General features: G+C 62.4%; 16 protein-coding genes. 9 read left to right on the top strand and 7 right to left on the bottom strand.

The window, feature by feature from the left end:
• Positions 1-64 precede the first annotated feature (64 nt).
• The 3 genes from ACZ1JM_RS11090 to ACZ1JM_RS11100 form a co-directional block, all read right to left on the bottom strand.
• Positions 65-2,233, bottom strand: coding sequence for a TonB-dependent receptor (locus ACZ1JM_RS11090; RefSeq protein WP_465134856.1), 2,169 nt, complete (start codon positions 2,231-2,233; stop codon positions 65-67).
• Between the two features lie 191 nt (positions 2,234-2,424).
• Complete coding sequence (locus ACZ1JM_RS11095) at positions 2,425-3,183, bottom strand: SDR family oxidoreductase (protein ID WP_465134857.1); 759 nt, start codon at positions 3,181-3,183, stop codon at positions 2,425-2,427.
• A 227-nt stretch (positions 3,184-3,410) separates the two neighbouring features.
• The gene (locus ACZ1JM_RS11100) at positions 3,411-3,788 is read right to left on the bottom strand and encodes a M23 family metallopeptidase (RefSeq protein ID WP_465134858.1); all 378 of its coding nucleotides are present in this window, start codon (positions 3,786-3,788) and stop codon (positions 3,411-3,413) included.
• Positions 3,789-3,881: 93 nt separating this feature from the next.
• Here ACZ1JM_RS11100 and ACZ1JM_RS11105 point away from each other — a divergent pair, with 93 nt between their 5' ends.
• Positions 3,882-5,024, top strand: a complete 1,143-nt coding sequence (locus tag ACZ1JM_RS11105) for an alpha-hydroxy acid oxidase (RefSeq protein ID WP_465134859.1) — start codon at positions 3,882-3,884, stop codon at positions 5,022-5,024.
• Between the two features lie 218 nt (positions 5,025-5,242).
• Here ACZ1JM_RS11105 and ACZ1JM_RS11110 read toward each other — a convergent pair whose 3' ends face one another.
• The 4 genes from ACZ1JM_RS11110 to ACZ1JM_RS11125 form a co-directional block, all read right to left on the bottom strand.
• Complete coding sequence (locus tag ACZ1JM_RS11110; RefSeq protein WP_465134860.1) at positions 5,243-6,358, bottom strand: alkaline phosphatase; 1,116 nt, start codon at positions 6,356-6,358, stop codon at positions 5,243-5,245.
• Positions 6,359-6,419: 61 nt separating this feature from the next.
• Entirely contained in the window at positions 6,420-9,446 is a 3,027-nt protein-coding gene (locus ACZ1JM_RS11115) for a TonB-dependent receptor (protein ID WP_465134861.1), read from the bottom strand.
• Between the two features lie 93 nt (positions 9,447-9,539).
• The gene (locus tag ACZ1JM_RS11120; protein ID WP_465134862.1) at positions 9,540-10,469 is read right to left on the bottom strand and encodes a FecR family protein; all 930 of its coding nucleotides are present in this window, start codon (positions 10,467-10,469) and stop codon (positions 9,540-9,542) included.
• Between the two features lies 1 nt (position 10,470).
• Positions 10,471-10,893, bottom strand: a complete 423-nt coding sequence (locus ACZ1JM_RS11125) for an RNA polymerase sigma factor (RefSeq protein ID WP_465134863.1) — start codon at positions 10,891-10,893, stop codon at positions 10,471-10,473.
• Positions 10,894-11,065: 172 nt separating this feature from the next.
• Here ACZ1JM_RS11125 and ACZ1JM_RS11130 point away from each other — a divergent pair, with 172 nt between their 5' ends.
• The 8 genes from ACZ1JM_RS11130 to ACZ1JM_RS11165 all read left to right on the top strand — a co-directional run bounded on the left by ACZ1JM_RS11130 (position 11,066) and on the right by ACZ1JM_RS11165 (position 23,537).
• Positions 11,066-11,944 carry an oxygenase MpaB family protein gene (locus ACZ1JM_RS11130; protein ID WP_465134864.1) on the top strand — a complete coding sequence of 293 codons (879 nt, stop codon included), beginning with the start codon at positions 11,066-11,068 and terminating at the stop codon, positions 11,942-11,944.
• A 99-nt stretch (positions 11,945-12,043) separates the two neighbouring features.
• A complete protein-coding gene (locus ACZ1JM_RS11135) occupies positions 12,044-12,733 on the top strand; it encodes an SDR family NAD(P)-dependent oxidoreductase (RefSeq protein WP_465134865.1) in 690 nt (229 codons plus the stop codon).
• Positions 12,734-12,953: 220 nt separating this feature from the next.
• Positions 12,954-13,322, top strand: coding sequence for a hypothetical protein (locus ACZ1JM_RS11140; RefSeq protein ID WP_465134866.1), 369 nt, complete (start codon positions 12,954-12,956; stop codon positions 13,320-13,322).
• Positions 13,322-14,062 (top strand): cellulose synthase operon protein YhjQ/BcsQ, encoded by a 741-nt coding sequence (locus ACZ1JM_RS11145; RefSeq protein ID WP_465134867.1) that lies wholly within the window; start codon positions 13,322-13,324, stop codon positions 14,060-14,062. The genes ACZ1JM_RS11140 and ACZ1JM_RS11145 overlap by 1 nt, the downstream gene beginning before the upstream one ends.
• A 26-nt stretch (positions 14,063-14,088) precedes the next feature.
• Positions 14,089-18,507, top strand: a complete 4,419-nt coding sequence (bcsA, locus tag ACZ1JM_RS11150; RefSeq protein ID WP_465134868.1) for a UDP-forming cellulose synthase catalytic subunit — start codon at positions 14,089-14,091, stop codon at positions 18,505-18,507.
• Complete coding sequence (locus ACZ1JM_RS11155) at positions 18,504-22,055, top strand: cellulose biosynthesis protein BcsC (RefSeq protein WP_465134869.1); 3,552 nt, start codon at positions 18,504-18,506, stop codon at positions 22,053-22,055. Before bcsA ends, ACZ1JM_RS11155 begins: the two co-directional genes overlap by 4 nt.
• Positions 22,055-22,516, top strand: coding sequence for a cellulose biosynthesis protein BcsD (bcsD, locus tag ACZ1JM_RS11160; RefSeq protein WP_465135045.1), 462 nt, complete (start codon positions 22,055-22,057; stop codon positions 22,514-22,516). Before ACZ1JM_RS11155 ends, bcsD begins: the two co-directional genes overlap by 1 nt.
• Positions 22,506-23,537, top strand: coding sequence for a glycosyl hydrolase family 8 (locus tag ACZ1JM_RS11165; RefSeq protein ID WP_465134870.1), 1,032 nt, complete (start codon positions 22,506-22,508; stop codon positions 23,535-23,537). Before bcsD ends, ACZ1JM_RS11165 begins: the two co-directional genes overlap by 11 nt.
• Positions 23,538-23,757 lie beyond the last annotated feature (220 nt).

The following is a 23,757-nucleotide window of genomic DNA, read 5'->3' on the forward strand; positions in this document are numbered from 1 at the left end:
AAAGAAAGAAGGGGACGCGGCAGTTGGGAGGAGGATGGGTAAGGCGCCGCGCCCCCTCGCTGGCTTACCAGCGGAAGGTCGCGCGGACACCATAAGTACGCGGCGGGGCGTACTGGCTACGGATGGCTCCATACAGACCGCTTTGCGCCGCCTCGGTCAGCACGACGCTGTTTTCGAGGTTACGCACATAGGCCTGCACCGACAGGTTGGTGTTGTCCGGCACATACTCAAGGCTGAGATCGGTGCGGGTATACGCCCCCTGACGTTCGGTCGAACGGTTGAAATAGCTCATCCATTGCTCTGAACGGTACTGGGTTTGCGCACGCGCCGTAAATTCACCACCCAACGCGGCGAAGGTCTGTTGAATACCTGCATTGATCGACCACTTGGGCGACTGAACTAGGAAGTTACCATCGTAGTTTACGGTGCATACGCCCGTAGTCGTCTTATTCGTACAGAAGTCACGGTACTTCGCATCAAGATAGGTAACCGCCAGGTCGATGCGATTGCCCGGTACAAGGGCTGCGACGGTTTCCACCTCGATGCCCTTGATGCGTGACTTGCCGGCGTTGACGACAATGGTGTCTGCACCGATGACCTGCGAAACCTGCTGATCCTTGTAATCGTACCAGAAGGCGCTGAGGTTCAACTGCAGCTTGTCGTCCAAAAACCGGTTCTTGGAGCCGATTTCATAGGCGATCAGCGTCTCGGGATCATAACTGCCCAAGCCGAAGTTATTGAATCCGCCTGATTTGTAACCGCTGTCCACCTTGGCGTACAGCAGGTTTTCGGGGCTTATCGTGTAATCGATGCCGCCATGCCATGTCACCTTATTCCACGATGCACGAGTGTTATCGGTGGCGTAAGTACGCTCAGCGACGCCATCGGTGACATCCTGCGTCAGGCTTCCCACGTAACTATAGCCCACGCGGCTCTTCGTGTCCTTGGTGTAGCGGACACCACCCGAAATGCGCAGGTTGTCGAGAAGGTCATAGGAAATTTGGCCGAACGCGGCCTTCGACCGAGTCGTCACGTCATAGTGGTATTCACGCAGATTGACTGGCGCCCCGCTGATGTCGTTATCAAAGTAATTGGCAAGGTCCAGGTCTTCATTGAAGTAGTAAAGGCCGAATTGCCAGATGAACCCAGCCTTGTTGTTCGACGCAACGCGAAGCTCTTGGCTGATGTCCTCGGATTTTTCGTCACGAGTGAATATATAAAACTTGTCGGCCTGACCGTCGTTGTCCCACTTGTGGAACAGGTCCTGCTTCATATAGCCCGAGATGTAGCTGACGGTTGCGAAGTCGAGGTCATAATCGACCCGGCCAAGCAGGCGGATGTTGGTGGTGTCAAACCGACCCTTCGTGTTCAGGTTCCAATGTGTCGCATCGTATGCGTCATCTTTGGGGACTGTGGTGATCGCGCCGTTCACGGTGGTCAGCTTGACGCCGTCATACACTGCGCCCGAACCGCCAAGATGCATGTAGTCGCCGCTCAGCAGCACTTTGAGGCGATCGGTCGGCGTAAACAGGAAGGAGAGGCGACCACCCTTCACGTTGGTGCTGTCACCGCGGCCAACGGGGCCATTGTTGCGGAAGCCTTCATTGTAGCGCGAAACCACCGACGCGCGCATCGCAATACCGTCCGTGATCGGCAGGTTGACGGCGGCGTCGGCGTTGATCGTCTCGTAATTGCCCGCTTCGAGCGAAACGTAACCTTCGAGCTGATCCGTAGGCTTCTTGGTGATGATGTTGACAGCACCGCCGGTGGCATTGCGGCCGTACAGGGTGCCCTGCGGCCCACGCAGCACTTCGATGCGCTCAAGGTCGTAGAAGCTTGCGTTGATACCAGTCGGGCGCTGCAAGTACTGATCGTCGATGCTGACCGCGATGGCGCTGTCGCCGATCTCGGTGAAGTCGCGGCTTGCCACCCCGCGGATCGACAGGAATGCAGCGCCGCTGCTCGCACCGATGTTAAGGCTCGGCGAGACAGTCGTCAGGCCCGAAACATCGACGATGCCATTCTTTTTCAACTGGTCGGGCGTGAAGACCTGCAATGCGGTTGCCGTCTTTTGCGAATCTTCCGAACGCTTGGTCGCGGTGACGACGATATCACCCAGGCCCTCGCTCTCGGTTGCTGATGCCTGCTGAGTGTCCTGAGCGAATGCCGCATGAGGAAGCGCGGCGAACGCGACTGCCAGCATCGAACTCATGAACGAACTACGGTATTGCATAAACGCTCCCTCACGCCCTGTATTGATTGTTCGTATATCAAACGTGGTTTGTATATCGATCAAAACGCGTTCGGAGCTTTTTGTCAATATTTTTATGAAACCCGGCCTCGATGATCGCCGGACCGGAACGCACAAAAGCGCACCGAACAGCACAAAGGCCGTTCGGTAAGACATTCAGAAAAAAGGAAGGTTCAGGCGGAGATAAATCCACCGTTTACCGGCAGTATCTGTCCCGAGATGAACCCGCTTGCATCGCTCAGGAAAAAGACGGCCGCGCCGACGGTATCCTGCGGAACCTGGGGTCGCCGAATCGCGGCACCATCCACGTAAAGCTGCTTGCGCTGTTCGGGCACATAGTCAGTGGCTGGAACCCGCACGAGGCCAGGCGCAAGAGCATTCACGGTGATGCCGTCCTCGCCAAGTTCGCGCGACAAAGAGCGGGTCATGCTGATGACGGCACCTTTGCTCGCTACATAGTGCAAAAGACGTGGAGCCCCCCAAAGTGCGGTATCGGAAGCGATGTTGAGAACGCGGCCACCCTTTACCGACCGGCGCAGTGAGGGCGCGAATGCTTTGGTCATCAGCCAGGTTCCGCGCACGTTAATGCGCATGACCTGATCCCATTGATCAAGGTCGATCTCCTCGAACGTCTTGCCTCCGATGCCCGTCGCCAGAGCAGCATTATTGAGCAACCCGTCGATGCCGCCCATTCGACGGGCAACCTCCATTTCTAGCGAAGCGACGGATCCGGGATCGGCGATATCGACTGCGAAGCTATCCGCGTCATGACCCTGCGTGCGTAGATGCTCTGCGGTCTGGGCTGCGCCGTCGCTATCAATGTCCGCAACCGCGACCCTAGCGCCAGCCTCGGCACAGGCGTGAGCAAAAGCGGCTCCCAAGCCTCGCGCCGCGCCACTGATCAAAACAACACGCCCGTCCAACGACGTCATTCGTCCCACCGTCTCTTATTTGAAGCAGGTGTTTCACTATCAAACCATAGTCGGCCTAGCAAGTAGATGGAAAATGCACCCTCCAACTAAGTTGCGTCAGTTTTTTCCGAGCTTGCGGAAAGTGGTCCCGCGTTCCTCTGCAACATTCGCCCTCCGATAGCTCGATGTCGTTGATCAGATACGCTGGCCAGCCAGCAGTGCGTCACCTGTCAGCGTCGAATGGGTCTTCAACTGGGTGATTTCGCGCTCCCCCCCAAGAAATTGATCCTGTTTCTCGACGACCTTGCCATAATCGGCCACCGCGTCTGACAAGTCGGTCTTGAACCGCCGAGACCATCCTCAACCAACACACCTATTTTCGGATCGACCGGCTTCCAGTTTACCTCGACCTGATAATACAGATGGGCGCCGGTGCTGTTCCCGGTATTGCCGGACCGGGCGATCGTGTCGCCTTGGTTGATGATATGCTCCTTCCCGACGATGGCATTGTCGGACAGGCAGCCGAACTTCGACACGGTGTTGTTACCGTGGTCAATGTAGACGTATTTACCGGGCTTCGAGTCATACGCGGGTTTCATCACCACACCAGTTCGGCGAACGAGCACCGCACAGTCTCCGCTGCCGCGCGCACGCAAAAGATAGCGCGCGGCTGCCGAAGGACCTACAGTGGCTAAAGCGAGTGATAAGGGAGGGCTAGGATGATCCGCGGGCACAACATTGAAGCGTTGAGGCGAAGCGCTCGAAGCACCCTCCCGCGCCCCGTATTTGATTACCTGGACGGCGGCGCCGAGGATGAATTGGCGCTACGTCGATCGATTTCCGCCTTTGACCGGTACGAGTTGTTGCCCCGAATGCTGGTAGACGTCTCACACGTCAATACGGAGACCGAAATCTTCGGACGCCGCATACCGTTTCCGCTGATGCTTTCGCCGACGGGGTTGACGCGCCTCTTTCATAAAGATGCGGAACTTGCAGTTGCGCGAGCAGCCTCTAACGCTGGGGTACCCTACTGCCTCTCCACACTTGGCACCACGACTATAGAAGAATTCGGTCGCGTTCTTTCCGCCCCGAAGTTGTTCCAAATCTATATTTTCAAAGATCGAGGGTTAACCGAGGAATTTATTGAGCGTGCGCGCACGGAAGGTTACGACGGACTCGTTTTGACGGTCGATACACTGGTGACGGGCAAGCGAGAGCGAGATATTGTAAATGGCCTTTCACTTCCCCCCCGACTGACCCCGCGAGGATTTTGGGGATTTGCCAGGCGCCCAGGCTGGTCCATCCCCGCACTTTTGGGGCGCAAGTTCGATTTCGTGAACGTGGCTCATCGTGTTGCAGCACTGTCCGGCGATTCGATTTCGCTTCAGGATTACGTCAGCGGTCAGTTCGACCGCTCGGTCACCTGGAAGGACGTGGAGTGGTTGGCAGCCCGATGGGGCGGTCCATTAGCGGTGAAGGGTATTCTGCGGCTTGACGACGCAAAGATGGCAGCTGATGCGGGCGCTGACACCGTCATGGTGTCAAACCACGGGGGGCGACAGCTAGAGTCAGCCGCCGCGCCGATTGATCAAATCGCTATTATGGCCGATGGTCTTGGCGGAAGTATGAAGATCATATGCGATGGCGGTATTCGCCGAGGTTCGCATATTTTCAAAGCGCTGGCTTTGGGCGCTGACGCGGTTTCGATAGGCCGCCCATACTTATACGGCCTCGCTGCAGGCGGTCACCAAGGAGTAGAGCGCGCCATCTCCCTGCTTCGAGACGAATTTGAGCGCTGCATGATCTTGGGCGGCGTAAACAGTTTGAAGGACCTGAACCGGGATATGATCAGGTATTCGTAGGTAGGATAATACAAGCAAATTCTGCTAAATATAAATCGATTTACAATGGGTCAGCTCCGTAGCGACAGCGACTGAGCAGACCCAGAAACCTAACTATCCGATCCTCTCAACCATCTTCTGCGCATAGCATCCACCGCGATCTCTTAATGTACATGCATTGCTTATGTGCAAGTATCCGCACCACCTTATTTGACAGCATATTTCACGGACACCTTCGTTTAGTTGTCCCGCTTCCAGCCGAATGCTGACATCATGATGTCGAACAAGCGCGTGTTCGGCATGAAGCCGCGCACTTTGTCGGCGCCCGGCCCTGAGGCGGCGATGAGGACTTCCTCGCCGGTATGCCCGTCGTGGACGCTGATGACGTCGTTGGTGGCATACGTGACCCCAGGCTTGGCCGCCTCTGCGGCGTATTGCTCGGCAAGCGGCGTTCCACGCTTTCCGCCGTCCATCCGCAGGCCGAAGCTGTGATCTGCCGTGAATAGGATGAGCGTATCCCTCCCGGCGATCTCATGCACCCGGCGGATCATATCGTCCATTTCGATAACATGGCGCAGACCCTTCTTCGGATCGTCCGTGTGCATGTCCCATTCGACCATCAGAAAGTAGCCTTTGGGGTTGCGGGAAAGCTGGGCGATCGCGGCTTCGACCGCCGGGATCGGGGCGAAATCGCTGTCACGGAGCACCGCAGCGCGGCTGGACTTGCGGATCAGTTCGGGATCGTCGCCGAAGCGGTATCCCGCTTGGGCGAAGGCTTGCTCCGCAGTGGTCTGTCGGGCGCTGAACGATGCCTCTGCATCGGCACGGCCCTTGCCGATCAGGATATCCACACCATCGCCGAAGCGCGGCTTCAGCATTTGCTCGAAAATAGACTCCTTGTCCTTGCGCGATGCCACGTGTGCGAAGGTCGCCGCCGGAGTGGCATCCCATACCCGCATATTGGTCATCACGCCGGTCGATAGCCCGCGCTCTTCGGCATATTCCAACAGCGTTTTAAGCGGAGTTACTGCGCCGCCCGGACCGGTGGGCATGGCGGAAACCATGGCGTTGTTCGTCTTGTGCCCGGTCATGATCGCGGTCATCCCCGCTGCGGAATCCGTAACCCAGCGGTTCGCCGACGATGTATCCGATAACGCCACGTAAGGCATCGTGTGGAGGAAGAGGGAAAGAGGCTTGTCGTTGGCCAGGATGCCACCGGCGTTAAGGGTAGGCAATCCGCCCGCATCGCCCAGGAAGACGATGACATTACGCGCTTCCTGTGCCTGGGCGAGACCGGCGGAACCGGTCAGCAGGGCGGCGACCATGGCGGCGAGCGCTTTTTTGAGAGTGCTCATATCGTGGGCTCCTTGTCAGGCAATAACGAGCGCGGTGCTCGCAGTATTCATTGTGGCGGGATCAGAACTTGGCGCGGACGCCGACGTTCACGGTCCGGCCGAACGTGTGGATTTCGCTGACGTCGCTTTCCACGCCTGCGAACGATACCTGCCGCTCGTTCAGGACGTTCACCGCCTGGACGAACATCTCGACGTTTGGTCTCAGCTGATAGCTTGCGCCAAGATCGAGGATGCCGAAGCCCTTCTGGTAATAGACGACGACGTCTTCCAGGCTCGGCAGCGATGTTACGCTGGAGCCGGCGTCCGTCATGTAATTGGTGCGATACGTGTAGCTCAGGTTGATCTCGAACGGGCCAGACTCGAAGAACGGCGTAATCGAAAAGCTGGTCCGCGATACCCCCTGGATACCGGCGGTCTGCAGACCAACGCCGGTGGTGTCCAGTTCCAGCTTGGACTTCGCGAACGTCGCGGTGGCGGTGATGCCGAGGCCGAACGACAGCTTGTTCGTATATCCCAGTTCGATGCCTGAGATCCGCGCATTGCCCACGTTAGTCGGCGTGGCGACCAGTATGTCCACCGGCAGCGTCGAGCCGTCGTTCACGGCGAAAGCCAATGTCCGCGTTTCGAAATCCGACGCGATGTAGTTGCTGATGTCCTTGTGGAACGCCGCGACCGTCAACGCGCCGAAGTTGTCGAAGTACCATTCGAAAGAAGCGTCGAAGTTCCACGATGTGTAGGGTCGCAGGTTCGGGTTGCCGCCCGAGGCTTGCAGGATCAGCGTCGGATCGTCCAGCGCAGCTGCGCCTTCATTGTAGATACTGGTAACGGTGACACTGTTCGTGTTGATCGAGTTACGCAGTTCCGAAAGTGATGGGCGGGTCATCGTTCGCGCCACGCCAAAGCGTAACTGCACGTTGTCGGCGAACTTCACCATGGCATTCGCGCTCGGCAGGAATTCGGCGTAGGGGGCGCGAGTGAGAGACGGCTGGACCTCCGTCGTTACTCCGCCCGCCCCATCCGGGACCGGCGCGATGGTAGTGCCGCGAACATCGGTTCGGGTGTTCACATAGCGCAATCCAAAGTTACCCGAGATCGGCAGGTTGCCGATGTCGGTGTCGAAATCGACCCGGCCATAGAGCGCCTGGATCTTTTCGCCGATGCGATACGAGTTCTGCAGGTCGGCCGATGTCGGCGCCAGATCCGATGCGTTCGGGCTGACGCCATCGTATTCGCTGCCCAGAGTATAGGCTTCGTTGAACAAGGCCCAATCCACGGTGCTCCAGCCCTGCCGGTTTCGGATCGACTGATCGAAAGCATTGCCCGCAACCGGGGTCTGCAGAAATGCATCGGTACGCGTATATCCATCACGCAAGGTCGCGATATTGCGGTCCCGGCGTTGATAGTCGCGGTAGCGGTCGGAGATCTGCCCGCCGAAACGCAGCTTCGATAACCGAAAGCCACCGACATCGACCTTCATTTCGCGCGAGATGTTGAGGATGAGGCTCTTGTCTTCGTCGATCGAGTTGATCGGACGGATCGCAAAGCTTTCAAACGGCATGACTGAAGGATCGTTGAGATTTAGGTCGGTATAAAGCGACGTAATCCGCCCATCTTTCAAAACGTCGCCGCCAAGATCGAACGTAAGATTGCCACCCTGCCCGTTCGCCGTGCGGTACTGCACGCGTTGGATGGGCGTATCGAGATCGCTGCGGGCGCGCGCATAGCTAATCCGGGGTTCAATATGCCAGTCGCCAAGATCAAGCTTGATGGTCGTGTTGATCTGCAGGTTCTGATGCGACTGATCCATGTATTCGCTGTAATTGCGGATCCGTGCTCCCCGGATGGTTCCCGCCACGAGCCTGCCGTCTTCGACTACTGCGGTTGAAAGATCGAGCCGTGAAAGCTGAGTGGGGATGTAATAGGTAAGGCGTTGCTCGGTCGTTTCGTTGTTGAACTGGGAAAAAAGCGCATCAACGTCGATCTCGAACGTCGAAGATGGGCGCCACTGCAAGCCGACAACTGCACTAATACGCTCACGGTCTTCGGTTTCCAAATACGGTTGTATGTCGGAAGGAACGCGGCTCACGTTCAGACCTTCAACCTCACCATCCTGCCACCCCATGCGCAGACGATCGAACTGCACTTTGCGACGGGAGTAGGACACCCCGGCGAGTATCCCGATGGTCTCGTCGGCGTTGCGCCAGCCCGCCGAAACCGTCCCGTTGGGATTGATCGTGTCGGTGCGTTCCTCATACCCCGCGAACGCGTTGGCGGCGAAAAACGACTGCCGGTCCAGCGGCTTGATCAGGCGGATATCGACGGTCGAACCAATGCCGCTTTCGACCAGATCCGCCGTGGGAGACTTGGTGACGACAACGCTGTCGATCAGCGTGGCGGGTAGAACTTGCAGGCGGAACTGGCGGCCGGACTGGCCCGAATTGCGGACGTTCTCGTTGTAGGCAAGCGGCATTCCATCGAATGTCACTGCCTGGAAGTTCGGCCCCAGCCCGCGCACGCTGATGAACTGGCCTTCGCCTGCCTCGCGCACGATGGTCACGCCGGGCACGCGCTGCAGCGCTTCGGCGACATTGAATGCCGGAAGCTTGCCGATGTCGGCGGCGACCACCGCGTCCGATATGGAATCCGCGTTGCGCTTCACGCCCAGCGATCGTTCCACACCGTCCGAGAAAGGCGCCGTCACCACGATCTCATTGGCCGGTGCCGGCTCGCCGGTCTCGATTGCTGGCGTTTGTGCGGCCGCCGCCGGAAGAGGGCGCACGATAAGCGCCCCGGAACGATCGCGCACGACGGTCAGGGACGTGCCCTGGATCAACCGTCGAACCGCCGTGTCGGCATCGAACCCGCCGGAAACGCCAGGTGCATTGAACCGCGCCACTGCATCACGGGTGAAGAGGATGTCCTGTCCGCTTTGGCGGGCAAGCTGCTCCAGGGCGCGGTCCATCGGCTGCGCTGCGATGGCAATCCGCATCGGGCGGCCTTGAGCCGACGCCGGTGCCGCGACGCACACGGCGGAAAGAGCCAACGCAAGCGCCGCCGACCGGCAAAGCTGCCGTTTGAAAGAAATCATGTCCGAAACCCCGTCCAGACGCCCCTCGCGAGCGCCCCTTACAGCGTCGTCGTTCCTGACGGGTTTTTCCTCACCCCCTGACGTGAATTTATTTCAGCGCCTCGCGGTGATGCGGATCGCGTCCGGCTTTACATCGATGTCTACCGGCAGCAGAACCGAGAGTGACCGCGCGAATGCTTCCGGATCGCCCACCCTGTAAATGCCGCTCAGGCGCAAGTCGGCCGCTCCGGGGTCGGAAACGATCAGTTCACGATGGCTGTAGCGGTTCATCTCAAGCACGGCCTCGCCCACCGTCTCATCGCGAAAAGCCAGGCGCCCACTTTGCCAGGCAAGCAGATCGTCTATCTCGGGTTGGTCCAGTTCGTCCTGTTGCCCCGACTTCATCACGATCCGGTGCCCCGGAGACAGGTCGACCAGCCTATCGCCCGACTGCACCTGCGCCCGCCCCCTGACGGTCGTGATCAGAACAACATCGTCTTCACGGCGCAGATCCAACTGGCCCGATCGCGCAATCGCGCTCCTGCCGCCCGCATCGATAACGAACGGGCGGGCATCCCGGGCGATCTCCACATCGATGCGCCCCGATGCAAGCGACAGCAGGCGGCGGGAAGAATTGGCCGTGAACCGAACGCGCGTATCGGTATCGAGCAGGATGCGCGTATTGTCTTCCAGCAAGAAACGGCGCTGTTCACCCACGCCCGTCTGATAGACACCCGCATGCGCCTGCTGCCAACTGATCCCCAACCCGCACGTCAGGATCAATCCGGCCCCGCCCGCCATAACCGCGCGCCGGGTGGTACGCGCTGGGGGGCGACCAAACGCAGGCCGCGGATCATCACGCAAACCGCCGACTGCATCCCACAGCGTAGAGGTGTTTTCGAAAGCCGCCGAGTTTGACGGATCAGCCCTGAGCCAGGAATGGAAAGCCGCCTCATCCCTGGAAGTGCGATCGTCCGCGTGCAATCGTGCCACCCAGTCCGCCGCCTGCCGGTTCCTGTTTTCCGGCTTGCTGCGGAAGATCACGTCACCAATTCTCCATCCAGTCGGCCAGATGCGCCATAGCCTTGGCGATATGCTTTTCGACGGCGCTTTGACTGATGCCGAGATCATCGGCGATTTCACGATATTTACGGCCGTCCAAACGATACATCAAGAAAATCTCACGCGTGCGGGGACTTAGCCGCTCCACTCCGGTGCGCAGACGATCCAGGCGTTCACGGGCGATCAGGATCTCATCCTGCAAGGGATAGCTGTCCGCCACCACATCGGCATCGGGCACCCAGACGATCGCGTCCCCCGCCCGCCGTTCCCGACGATAGGCATCGATGCCCCGGTTCGTTGCCGTGCGCGCCAGCAATGCATCGGGGTTTTGGGCAAGCGTCGGGCTGGTGGCGACGTTGAGCCAGGCGTCGTGAAGGAGATCCTCCGCATCGTCACGCCGCGTCATGCGCGCTACCTGATCCCGCAGACGGGCCCAGCTGAATGCCGAAGGTGGCGCATATTTCGATGTGTTGGCGAACCTCATCGACCGCGCACTTAGGAAGCGCAGAATGCGGTTTGATGACAAATAAGGCATAGGCCGCCCAGCATCCATGAGCCTGATCACGAGTTGAAGGACGATGGCGCATGACACATTTCTTCCCGCCGCAGTCCTTCGCCGTGCCCTGGTGGGGAAGGTTCGCGCGGTGTTCAATGATCAGGCCAAGGGCGAGAAGCCTATCGTCCGCTCGCCCGATGCCCTTTTCCCACCCGGCTCTGTTATCTGGCGCGTGCATGGTGACGTCACGTCGATGATGGTCGGCGGTGTTGCCGCCCTTCTCATGCAGATGCTGCATCCGGGGGCGCTCGCAGGCATCTGGGACCATTCAACTTTCCGCAATGACATGCTGGGCAGGCTCCGCCGAACCGCGCGCTTCATCGCGGTGACGACGTATGCGGAGCAGGCCGATGCGCTTGCGGCGGTGGAGCGAGTGAAGGAAGTGCACTCGCATGTAGCTGGCACCCTGCCCGATGGAACGCCCTATTCCGCCAACGATCCCCACCTGCTGGCGTGGGTCCATGTTACCGAAGCTGTGTGCTTTCTGGATGCGTGGATCCGTTACGGCGAACCGAACATGAGCAGAGTTGACCAGGACACGTACTTCGCCGAGTTCGCGGTGATCGCCCGGATGCTCGGCGCCGATCCCGTGCCAACCACGCGCGCCAGTGCCGAAGCGTTGGTACGGGAAATGCGTCCCCAACTCGCGTCAAACGTGCGGACCCGCGAAGTGGCGAGGCTTGTGCTGCGCCAGAAGGCTCCCTCCCCTGCAGCCGCTCCTGCGCAGGCCATGCTGATGGAGGCCGCCGTCGATCTGCTGCCCCGATCGGCAAGGACAATGCATGGTTTCGCCGGTCCGCGCCTGAGCGCGCCGCTCGCCTGGCTGTCGACCGCCGTCATGGCGGGCGCGATCCGATGGGCATTCGCGGGAGAAGTCCGAAACGCCTCATCCCGCTCCTGATCCATGGCCGCGCGTATGCGGATTATTGCATGACCGCCTTTACGCAACTAACGGGTCCTGACATTGAACCGATGCGTAGGCATATGACGGAGAGTAGCCATGGGAAACAGGACAGTCATCGTCACCGGCGGCTTTGGTGCGCTCGGCCGGGTGGTCGCCAAGTGCTTCCAGGATGTGGGGGACAATGTGGTTCGCATCGATTTCGCTCCCTCGTCGAGCGCAAATCCGGCCGGCACCCTCGATATCGGCGGCGTGGACCTGGCGGATGGCAATGCCGTCGACACCGCAGTCCGACAGATCATCGATGCCACCGGACGCATCGATGTGCTGGTCAACATAGCGGGCGGCTTCGTGTGGGAGACGCTGGCCGATGGCGCCCCTGACACCTGGGAACGCATGTTCACTCTCAACGTGCGCACCACCGCCACGATGTCCAAGGCGGCCCTGCCTTACCTCAGGCAGAGTGAAGCAGGCCGGATCGTCAACATCGGGGCTGGAGCCGCAATACAGGCCGATGCCGGCATGGGCGCCTATGCCGCTGCCAAATCCGGCGTCCATCGGTTGACGGAAGCGCTGTCAGCCGAACTCGCGCAGACCGGCATCACCGTCAACGCACTGCTCCCCAGTATCATAGATACGCCTGCCAACCGAGCAGACATGCCAGACGCGAACACGGCAACCTGGGTGACGCCGCAAGCGGTGGCCGATGTCATCCTGTATCTTGCTTCGCCGGCCGCCCGATCGATCAGCGGTGCTCTCATCCCCGTCTCTCGGGGGACCGGCGATTGAGGATACGAGCGTAAGCGTTCCTTATTCGGGACTCACCGATCAGCGCGTCCCGAATCGGAGCGAGACTCTTTCGAGTCGCGAACTGCGGAGCGTGAGTTGGTGGCCAAGTAAAAGCGCTTTTTACACATCGCTTTACGGTAATCGGACCGTCTGAGCGGCGTGAACAATCCTTCCTTAACCATTGTATGTGCAGAAAACCCGAGTTGTTACAGGGGTTATCATGCGCATCGACGCCAGAAATCTGCTCGACCGGCTGGGTAAGCAGGACTTCGTCTACAAGGAATTCGAGGACCGATTCTCGGAACTGGAACTGTGGCCCATTCTGGAGGCCCTGCTGCGCGATCCGCGTATGCAGGCGATCGATCAGGCCCAGAATGCCGCAACGTCCACGCCTCACCCGGAACCGGCGCGGACTGAATCGCGCCTCGATGCTGGCGCGGTCGAACCGCTGAATTCAATGTTCAGCCGCTACGGCGGTGACCATGCCGCTGCCCCGGCCGACCATACCGCCCCGAACGCTGCCCCTGCGCACGATGTGCGTGCCGTTCTGCGGCAGTTGTCCGAAAACGGCTCGCAAGGAGAGAACTGATGTCCGTCATCGTTTGCCACGGCATCAAGGCCGGATCGGGCGTGACTTTCCTTGCCTCGCACGTCGCGATGGCCCTGTCGGAAGCAGGCGCGGAAGTGACACTGCTTACCGTCACCCCGCGCGACACCCTGCCCCTGCACTTCGGCCTTCAGCTGGCCAACAAGCTGCCTTCGCTGTTCGCCCCGGCGGAAGACGCCGTGCTGGTCAACGGCATCAATCTGCGCACGCACCTTCGCGCGGTTGAAGATAGCGATTTCGTCCACACCCTGCTGGATCTCGGCTTTCTTGAGGTCGGACCCCAGCGGGTGCTGGTGATCGACGTGCCGGCCAGCGAATTCGCTTTCGCGCGCCGCATCGTGCCGCATGCGAATGCCAACCTGTGCGTCCTGAACGCCGCGCCGGACACGCTGGCGCTGTTGCCGCAAGTGCTGGGTGATGCCAGTTCGGACGACATTACGCGCACGATGTTTGCCGTGAACGGTCTGGACGAGACCCGCCGCCTCGCCCGCCACAGCGCAGCGTTCCTGCGCGAACTGTTGGGTCCGCGACTGGTCGGCCGTATCCGCCACGACGAATCGGTAGCCGAAGCGATCGCCATGCTCCAGCCGCTGGCTCGCTATGCGCCTGCCAGCGCCGCGCTGGCCGATGCCCGCGCGATCGGCGCTTCCATGCTGCCCGCGCTCGACATGCCGGGCCGCCCCTGGGTCGCGCGCGGCGCGCTCGGGAACCGTGCAGCGTGATGGGCCGTCTCGGCTCAAGCCCGCTCATGCGATATGTGAGCATCGCGGGCGTAATCGTCCTTGCCGCGCTCGTCATCGGCGTGCCGCTTGACGAAAAGTCGCAATGGGTCTGCAGCGGCGTCACGATCGCCGGGGCCTTGTTCCTTCGCCGCTGGAAAGGCCGCAAGGGCGCGCTCGCGCTGGGCCTCCTCGCGATCCTGGTGTCTACCCGCTACATCTTCTGGCGCACCACGCAGACGCTGTCCTTCGGCACGATCCCCGAATTCATCTTCGGCGGCGGGCTGTATCTGGCTGAACTGTACGCCTGGGTCATCCTGATGCTGGGCTTCCTGCAGACAAGCTGGCCGCTCGACCGCCCGGTCATCGAACCTACGGGCGAGCCGGAGACATGGCCGACGGTCGACGTCTATATCCCGACTTACAACGAAAGCCTGGAGATCGTGCGCAACACGGTCTTCGCGGCGATGGACCTTGATTACCCGGTGGACCGCTACCGCGTGTTCATTCTGGATGACGGCAAGCGCCCCGAATTCCGCACGTTCGCCAAGCAGGCGGGCTGCGGGTACATCACCCGCGACAACAACCTGCACGCCAAGGCCGGCAACCTCAACGCCGCGATGAAGAAGACCGACGGCGAACTGATCGCAATCTTCGATTGCGACCACGTTCCTACTCGCGCCTTCCTGCAATTGAGCGTCGGCTGGTTCCAGCAGGACCTGCGCCTGGCGCTGATCCAGACCCCGCACCACATGTATTCGCCCGATCCGGTCCAGCGCAACCTGGCCCAGACGATGGGCGAGATGGCTGGCGAAGGCGACCTGTTCTACGGCGCGGTGCAAGGCGGTAACGACTTGTGGAACGCCACCTTCTTCTGCGGTTCGTGCGCGATCATCCGCCGCGAGGCGCTGGAAGAAACCAACGGCTTTGCGGGTGAAACCGTGACCGAGGACGCGCATACCGCGCTCAAGCTGCAGCGCACCGGCTGGAACACTGCCTATATCAGCGCCCGTCTGTCCGCCGGTCTGGCGACCGAACGCCTCGTCCTCCACGTTGGCCAGCGTATCCGCTGGGCACGCGGGATGACTCAGATCCTGCGTATCGACAATCCGCTGTTCGGGCGTGGGCTGAGCTGGCAGCAGCGGCTTTGCTACCTCAATGCGATGCTGCACTTCCAGTATCCGCTGCCGCGCATCGTGTTCCTCACCAGCCCGCTGGCGTACCTGATCTTCGGCCAGAACATCATCCAGGCTTCCGCCTCGCTGATCTTCGCCTATGCGCTGCCGCACCTTTACTGTTCGGCCGTCGCCAACGAGCGTTCGCAAGGGTCCGACCGCCCGCCGTTCTGGGGTGAGGTCTACGAGACGATCCTGTGCTTCCACCTCGTGAAGCCCACGGTCCTCACCTGGTTCCAGCCTCGCAAGGGCAAGTTCAACGTGACCGACAAGGGTTCGCTGCTGGACAAGACCTACTTCGACTGGGACGTGGTCAAGCCGCACCTGATCTGCATCGCTCTGATCGTAGCCGGTATTTCCATGGCGATCGTGAAGTGGGCATTCTTCCCCTACATGTTCAACATCCAGACCGATACGCTGGTGCTGAACGTCGCGTGGGCCACTTTCAGCCTCATCATCCTGCTGGCAGCCGTCTCGGTCGCCCGCGAAACGCGGCAGTCGCGCACCGACATTCGTATTCCGGTCAGCCTGCCGATCACTGCCTATCTGGCATCGGGACACGTCGTGCCCGCCCGCACGGTCGATATTTCGATGGGCGGCGCGGCGCTCGCCTTGCCGGAAGACCTGCCGATCAAGGACCAGCAGGTCCGCCACATCACGCTGGCCATGGGTGACGAGACCCTGTCCATCCCGGTCGAAACGATGCGCACCGATTCAGGCAATGCCTACGTGCGCTTCGAAGAACTCGACATTCTTGCAGGACGGCACCTCGTGCGCGCCGTCATGGGCCGCGCCGACGCGTGGCAGCCATCGTCCGCCCGACCGCAGGTTTCCAGCCTGCGCTCGCTCGCCGACATCATTCGAGTGGATATCGTCACCTTGAAGCGCATCCTTGGCCTCAATTTCTCCGAACGTCGCGCGCAGCGAAGAGCCGCCGCCGCAAAGGCCGCCCAGAAGGCAGCCGCCGCCGTTTCGGACACGTCATCCCCTGCCGCCAAGTCATGGGCGCCGATCAACAAGGCCGCCGCGATCACGCTGGCTCTGGCGCTCGGCGCGGCAGGCATCATGTTCGGCACGACCCAGGTCCACGCCCAGCCGGCGCGCCAGAACGCCAACGCCGCACCCACGCCCGCACCCGCCGCTTCTTCCGACATGGCGGAGCGTCTGACGCTGAAGGACCTGCGCATCACGCGTCCGATCCGCCTTCAGGGTACGCGCGGCGAAATCGGCGTGCCGTTCGGGATGCGCCAGGACCGCGTCGTTACCGGGGCTGTGCTCCACCTGCAGATGGCCTGGTCGCCCGCGATGCTTGACGATCTCAGCCAGCTGGTGGTCATCGTCAACGGCGAAGTGGTGCAGACCGTGCCGCTCGCCCGCGTGAACTCCGGGGGCCAGGTCCTCGACATTCCGGTGAACCCGGCGCTGTTCCTGCCGGGCGACAACCAGCTCAACTTGCGTCTGATCGGCCACTACACCCGCGACTGCGAGGATCCGTTCCACTCGTCGCTGTGGGCCAACATCAGCAACGTGCGGTCGTGGCTGAGCTTCAACTACCAGCCGCTGCCTTATGGGCCGGACCTGTCACGACTGCCCCTGCCCTTCTTCGACAAGGGCCAGAACGTGGCGCTGCGCATGCCGTTCGTCTTTGCCGGCCAGCCACGCAGCGGTGAACTGCAGGCCGCCGCCGCCACCGCAAGCTGGCTCGGTTCCATGGCCAGCTATCGCGGCTTCGCGTTCAAGCCGGTGATCGGCTCGATCCCCCGCGGGAACGCGATCGTCTTCCTGAAAAGTGGCCAGTCCATTCCCGGCCTGAACATCGGCGCCGCGCCCACCGGGCCGTCTGCCGCCGTCTTCCGCAACCCCAACGACCCATCGGGCACCGTGTTGGTCATCATGGGGCGCAACGACGAGGACTTGCGCATCGCGGCTGCCGCCGTGGCGCTGGGCCGGGGCGTGTTCGGCGGACAGCGCATGCAGTTCGACGGCGTGCGCATTCCCGCCTGGCCACGCTACGGCGCGCTGCGCTGGCTGCCCACAAACGCGCCGGTCAAGCTCGGCTCGATCACCCAGCCTTACGCGCTGCAGGGCATGGGCATCCCGCCCGGCCCGCTGACCGCCAGCTTCCGCGTCGCTCCCGACCTGTTCTTCTGGCCCCGCGAAGGCGGGAAGCTGAACCTGTCGTACCGCTACCCGGTGGCGCAATGGCTGGACAAGCGCGGCTCGCGGCTCGACGTTTCGATCAACGGCCAGTACCTCAAGACCCTGCCGCTCGGCCGGGCCTGGTGGAGCGACCTGATCGGCGCGCGTGGCGCCAAGAGCCAGGATTCCGACGCATCGGTCATCCTGCCGCGCTACAACCTGTTCGGTCAGAACGAGCTGACGCTCGACTACAACCTGCTCCTTGCCAACAAGCAGAAGTGCATGGGCATGCTGCCGGAGAACGTACGCGTCTCCATCGACCCCAACAGCACGATCGACCTGACCCACGCCTATCACGCGCTGCTGATGCCCGATCTTGCGACCTTTGCCGGCGCGGGCTTCCCCTTTACCGCCAGCCCCGACCTGTCGCAGACGACCGTCGTGGTCGCCCAGACCCCGTCGCTGACCTCGATCGAGGCATTCCTGACGCTGATGGGCCGCTTCGGGGACTCCACGGGCGTTCCGGTGTCCGCCGTCACCGTCACGTCGACGATCAACCCGGACCAGCTTGAATCGCAGGACATCATCGTCATTGGCGGTACCGGTCTGGCCGGAGCGGACATGTTCGCCAACGCGCCGGTTCGCTGGGAAAACGGCCGCCTGCGCGTGGCCGAACGTTCCCCGCTGCAATACGTCTACTCGATCTTCGGCGGCACGCAGGAGGACGATCCGATGGCCGCCGCCCCGATCGTCTATGACGCACGCGGGTTCTCCGGGATCGTCAGCTTCCGCTCCCCCTATGCGTCCGACCGCACCGTGGTTGCGCTGCTGGCGGACGAGGATGGCGCCCTGCCCGATCTGATCCAGGGCCTGGCCGATGCCAAGATCAACGCCGCCGTTCAGGGTGACCTTGCCGTCACGCGCGGCGACGGGATGACCAGCTTCGCGCTGACCGAACGCTACTGGGTCGGCTCGCTGCCGATCTGGATGAAGGTCGCCTACTGGACCAGCCAGCGCCCGCTGCTGCTCGGCCTCTTCACTCTCGTGCTGGCCGTGATCCTTGTCGGCCCCTCCTACCTCTACTTCCGCCGACAGGCTCGTCGCCGCCTCGGTCGCAAGGACGACAACGCATGAACGGTTCCCCGATGCTGACGCGCCTTTCCGGCCGTCTTACGCTTGCCCTGCTGCTGTCCACGGCCAGCATCGCCTTTGCCCCGGTGATCCTGCCCGGCACGGCTCATGCCCAGAATGCAGGCGTCGCGGCGCTGATCAAGCAGGCCCAGTACTGGCGTTCGAAGGGGCGTGAGGATCTGGCCCAGCAGGCGCTGCGCCGCGCCCGTGCGCTGGATCCGAACAACCCGGCCTTGCGCGGCGCGGCGGCGGCTCCCAAGCCTGCCCCCGCTCCTGCCGCCAAGCCCGCACCGAAAGCGGCTGAAGCAAAGCCCGCGCCCGCGCCCGCACCCGCCCGCGCACCCAAGGCTACCGCGCAGGCAGACACTCCCCGCGCCGAAAAGCCAGCCCCCACCACCCGGGCCGATCGCGCCGGACGGGCGCGTGTTTCCGGCTTCGACGCGCTGAACGATGGCAACCTGTCCTCTGCCGCAGGCGAGTTCCAGCGCGCCCTGTCGGTCAATCGCCGCGACCCGGATGCCCTTGGCGGGCTGGGTCTGGTGCGCCTGCGTCAGGGCCAGTTTGCCGAAGCGGCCAGCCTGCTCGAACAGGCATCGCGCTCCGGCCGGGCCACCCAGTGGGCCGAAGGTCTTGCTTCCGCCCGCTTCTTCGCCGGGATCGAGGAAACCCGCGCGCTCATCGGCCAGAACCGTTTGGACGATGCGCAGGCCAAAGCCGAAAGTCTCGTGCGATCCGGTTACAAGGAGTCCGGCCCCGCGCTTGAACTTCTGGCCGATGTCTACGAACGGCAAGGCCGCTATGCCGATGCCGCCGACCTGTACCGTCAAGCCCGCAGCGGCAGCAATGCCGCCAATGACAAGCGCCTGCAATTGCGCGCCGCGCGCGGCCGCGCCCTGGCCGCCGCCGCGCAGGGTGACGATCTGGGCGCAACGCGCGAATTCCAGAGCGGGCTGGTGCTGGACCCCACCGATCCGTGGATCCGGTATGAATTTGCCCAGTTCCAGATCAAGCGCGGGCGCGTGCCCGAAGCGGAATCGCTGATCCGTTCGCTGGTCGCCATCGGGCAGCCTGATTCGATCTACGCCGCCGCCCTGCTGAACAACGATCTCGGGCGTTCGGTGGAAGCCGATCGCCTCCTGTCGATGATCCCGGAAACGCAGCGCACCGCGCCGATGCGCAATCTCGCGATCGGCCTGAAAGCAGACGCCGCCGTGGCCCGGGCCAAGGCGCTTGCCGCGAGCGGTCAGCAGGGTCAGGCGATTTCGGCGTTGCGCCAGCTTGGCTCGATGGCAGCGGTTCCGGCCGGCAAGCAGGCCGCCGTTGCCAACGCGCTTTATGAGCTTGGCGATACGCAAGGGGCGGCGCAAGTCGCCGAGCAGGCGCTCGACGGCAGGATCGAATCGGTCGACGATTACGAAGGACTGATCGGTGTCCTCGCCCGTTCGGGTCGGGACGATCTGGCGCAGCAGGCGCTCGCTCGTGCGCAGCAGATGGCGGGCAACTCGGCAGAAGGGCAGGCTGCGTTCGGTCGCATCGGTGCCGGGCTGATGATCAGCCAGGCCGACGCTGCACGCCAGCAGGGCCGCTATGCCGAAAGCTTCGACATCCTCCAGCAGGCTTACACCGCAGCTCCGGACAACCCGGAAATCCTCTCCGCCCTCGCCCGCCTCTACCAGACCGGCGGCATGCCCGCGAAAGCCGCGCAAAGCTATCAGCTGGTGCTGGCCCGCAAGCCTACGGACAAGGACGCCCTGCTCGGTCTGGCCGACAGCGCGCAAGCCGCTGGCGACAGCGTCCTGTCAAAGCAGGCGCAGCGGCAGGTGCTGCAATCCTATGGGCAGGACTATCGCGTCCGCATGCAGCTGGCGAATGTCGAACGGGCACGCGGCGATGAACGCGCTGCGCTCACGCTGCTCAAGCAGGCCCGTGAGCTGTATGCCCGCGAAAACGGCGGCATGGCGATGGGAGCTAATCCCTTTGCCGGCATGAACGGCGGCGGTGCGGCTGGCGGCGGCAATCCGTTCCGCAATCAGGCGCCGATGATGGCCGCCCCGGTCAATCCGTTCGCACTGGGTGGCGGCACGCGCCTGCCGGGCGCCTATCCGCAACAGGGCGGCGGCTTCCAGGGCGCTCGCTCGGCCACCGTCGGCTACCCGGCAAACGCGGGATACGCAGGCGGACGGGGCGGCAGCACTCTTCCCCCGGTTGGCATGCAGCAGGGCTTCGGTGGCTATGCCCCGCAGCAGAGCGCCTATGCCGCGCCGGTTCCGGCCAGCCCCTTCGACGGCAACACAGGTGGCGGCAACGCAGGTGGCGGCTATGCAGACGGTGGCTATGCGGCAGACCAGGGTGGCTACGCCCCGCAAGTTCCCGTCGCTTACGCTGGCGATCCCGTGATGATGCAGATCCAGTCGCAAATCGACAGCATCGCGGAAGACACCCGCCCCCGCGCCGACATTGAAACCGCTTACCGCTCACGCTCGGGCGAAACCGGCCTGTCGCAGCTGGACGAGATCAAGGGTTCGGCCAAGCTCTCCACCGGCGCGCTGGGCGGCCGTGTCTATGGCAGGGCGGAAGCCGTGGTGATCGACGCCGGACGTCCCACCGGATCGGGCCTGGCCCGGTTTGGTCGCAACGGTTCCGAAGAAGCGCGCGCGATCGTCGCGGAAAGACCGTCTGTGTTGGCGAAAGCGGACAGCCAGCAGGCGTCGGGCGCGGCCTTCTCGGTCGGCTACGAAAGCGACGCCGTACAGGCCGATGTCGGCACCACGCCGATCGGCATGGGCAAGACCAAGTTCTCCGGTCGCGTCGCGGTCAGCCCGCAGCTGCGCCCCGGCCTTCGCGCCAGTGCCTTTGCCGAGCAGCGGCCCGTCACCGACTCCATCGTGTCCTATGCCGGCACTCGCGATCCCGTTACCGGCGAGACGTGGGGCCAGGTTATGCGCACGGCGGGCGGTGTCGGCCTCAGCTACGACCGGGACGGTAGCGGCGTGTACGGCGAAGGTCGATACTACCGCTTCCGGGGCACCAACGTGGTCAAGAACAAGGGCTTCGAGGCGAACGTGGGCGGGTATCTGCGCGCGTGGCGCGATGCCAAGTCGACCGTCACCGTGGGCCTCAACGTCAACTATCAGGGCTACGACAAGAGCCAGAACTACTTCACGTTCGGCAACGGCGGCTATTTCAGCCCGGACAGCTTCATCTCCGTGGGCTTCCCGGTGAACTACACGATGCAGGACGATCGCTTCGACGTGCGCGCATCCTTCACGCCGGGCTTCCAGAGCTACAAGGAAAACGCCAGCCCGCTCTACCCGACCGACCTGATCGCGCAGGCGGAACTGGATAACCTTAAGGCGCTGAACGACGATGTCCGCTCCGAATACGACAGCCTCAGCCGCACCGGCTTCGCGCTGGCGGCGCAGGGGTCGGTCTATTACAAGCTGAACCGGAACACGCGCATCGGTGGGGACTTGAGCTACAACACCTTCGGCAGCTACGATGAATTCCGTGGCATGCTGGGCGTGCGGCAGAGCCTGGGGAGCGAGAAGTGATGAAAATGCAGGCATTCCCCCATGCGCGGCTGGGCCAGTCGGACGCCAATGTCGGTGGCCTGGCACTGATGGCGGTTTCGATCGCCGCAGAAATCCGCCAGGGCGTACCCGCCGCGCAGGCCCATGGCTTCTTCGTGGCGATCGGCCGCCGCATGGCGGAACTGGAACCTTTGGAAGGCGTCACCGACACCGCCGTCCTCGCCGATCGCATCAACGCGTTCTGGCAGGCGCTGGACTGGGGTGAGATCGACCTCACCGTGGGGGACGATGCGATCATCCTGCGCCACCGCAACGCGCCCAGCCATATCGCTCCCGATCCGCAGGGGCACTGGGCGGCGATGCTGTCCGGCGTGCTGGAAGGCGCGTGCGATCGCTGGTTCCGCATCCTCGGCAGCAGCGAGGCACTGCGCACGACGAGCGAGTGGAAGGGCGATGTTCTTGAACTGCGCCATGGCCGCTGATCGCATCGAACCGTTCATGATCGACCGACGCACATTCTCCCTCACGGCGATCATGGCCTTGACCGCCGCCTGTAATCCGGGCGGCAACCAGAGCAGGGCCAGCGTTGTGACCGATACGTTCTGGACCGCCTGGCGCGATCGTTTCGTGTCGCCCGAAGGCAGGATCATTGATACCGGGAACGGTCGCATCAGCCATTCCGAAGGGCAGAGCTACGGCCTGATCCTGGCCTACCGCGCCGGGGATCGCGATGCTTTTGCTCGGATCGCCAAGTGGACCGAACAAACGCTGGGCCGCAGCGACGATGCGCTGCATTCATGGCGCTACGATCCACGCCAGTCGGTGCCGATCGCCGACCCCAACAATGCAACCGATGGCGATCTTGTCATCGCGTGGGCGCTGGCGCTCGCCGGCAAGCGCTGGTCGCAATCGGCATGGCTCGATCGTGCCGCGCAGATCCGCGAGGCGATCCACAGCCGTTGCGTCGTCTCACGCTTCGGTCGCCAGTTCCTGCTTCCCGGGGCGATGGGCTTCGAACAGACGGGGCAGGTAACCCTGAACCCCTCGTACTTCGTGTGGCCCGCGCTCGATCATTTCGCGACGATGGACGGTGCCGCGACATGGTCCCCGGTGATCCGCAACTGCGAGGCAGTCACTCGCCTTTCGCGCTTCGGCACTCATTCCCTGCCGTGCGACTGGGTAGTGATGACCGACAAGGACGAGGCCCAGCCCGCGCCCGGAAAGCCGCCGCGCTTCGGCTATGACGCAATCCGCGTGCCGCTCTATGCAGCCGTCGGCGGCCGATCGGAACTGGTTCGCCCGGTGGCGGACTGGTGGCGTTCGTACGTGGCACAGCGCAAGGCGATCCCCGCCTGGATCGATGTCGTCACCGGCGAGGAAGCGAATTACCAGCTTTCCAGCGGCCACGCAGCCGTCGTCAGCCGCCTGATCGGCACTCCGGCGCCCACCGCGCTCGACAGCGATTACTATTCCGCATCGCTGCAAATGCTCGCCCGACTGTGATGCAGGAGCGATCTTTCCCAGTAAAATCAAACGTCGGCCCATTCAAAAACGACCAGCGGCTTCCCATATACGCCGCCTGGTCGGGACGCCGACCGGGGGCTCATATCGGTTGACGCGATTTCCCGCTTTGCTTGGTCGCGCAAATCGCATTATTGACCCCGAATCCAAGCACGACGACAATAACGATTCAGGAGAACGCTTATAGCACCCCCACCCCGGC

It is taken from the genome of Novosphingobium sp. BL-S-24 (assembly GCF_055521575.1).

Bases quoted from the DNA above. Each gene is read 5' to 3' on its own strand.
- ACZ1JM_RS11090 (WP_465134856.1), bottom strand. From the start codon at position 2,233: ATGCAATACCGTAGTTCGTTCATGAGTTCGATGCTGGCAGTCGCGTTC.
- ACZ1JM_RS11095 (WP_465134857.1), bottom strand. From the start codon at position 3,183: ATGACGTCGTTGGACGGGCGTGTTGTTTTGATCAGTGGCGCGGCGCGA.
- ACZ1JM_RS11105 (WP_465134859.1), top strand. From the start codon at position 3,882: ATGATCCGCGGGCACAACATTGAAGCGTTGAGGCGAAGCGCTCGAAGC.
- ACZ1JM_RS11110 (WP_465134860.1), bottom strand. From the start codon at position 6,358: ATGAGCACTCTCAAAAAAGCGCTCGCCGCCATGGTCGCCGCCCTGCTG.
- ACZ1JM_RS11115 (WP_465134861.1), bottom strand. From the start codon at position 9,446: ATGATTTCTTTCAAACGGCAGCTTTGCCGGTCGGCGGCGCTTGCGTTG.
- ACZ1JM_RS11125 (WP_465134863.1), bottom strand. From the start codon at position 10,893: ATGACGCGGCGTGACGATGCGGAGGATCTCCTTCACGACGCCTGGCTC.
- ACZ1JM_RS11130 (WP_465134864.1), top strand. From the start codon at position 11,066: ATGGCGCATGACACATTTCTTCCCGCCGCAGTCCTTCGCCGTGCCCTG.
- ACZ1JM_RS11135 (WP_465134865.1), top strand. From the start codon at position 12,044: ATGGGAAACAGGACAGTCATCGTCACCGGCGGCTTTGGTGCGCTCGGC.
- ACZ1JM_RS11140 (WP_465134866.1), top strand. From the start codon at position 12,954: ATGCGCATCGACGCCAGAAATCTGCTCGACCGGCTGGGTAAGCAGGAC.
- ACZ1JM_RS11145 (WP_465134867.1), top strand. From the start codon at position 13,322: ATGTCCGTCATCGTTTGCCACGGCATCAAGGCCGGATCGGGCGTGACT.
- bcsA (WP_465134868.1), top strand. From the start codon at position 14,089: ATGCGATATGTGAGCATCGCGGGCGTAATCGTCCTTGCCGCGCTCGTC.
- ACZ1JM_RS11155 (WP_465134869.1), top strand. From the start codon at position 18,504: ATGAACGGTTCCCCGATGCTGACGCGCCTTTCCGGCCGTCTTACGCTT.
- bcsD (WP_465135045.1), top strand. From the start codon at position 22,055: ATGAAAATGCAGGCATTCCCCCATGCGCGGCTGGGCCAGTCGGACGCC.
- ACZ1JM_RS11165 (WP_465134870.1), top strand. From the start codon at position 22,506: ATGGCCGCTGATCGCATCGAACCGTTCATGATCGACCGACGCACATTC.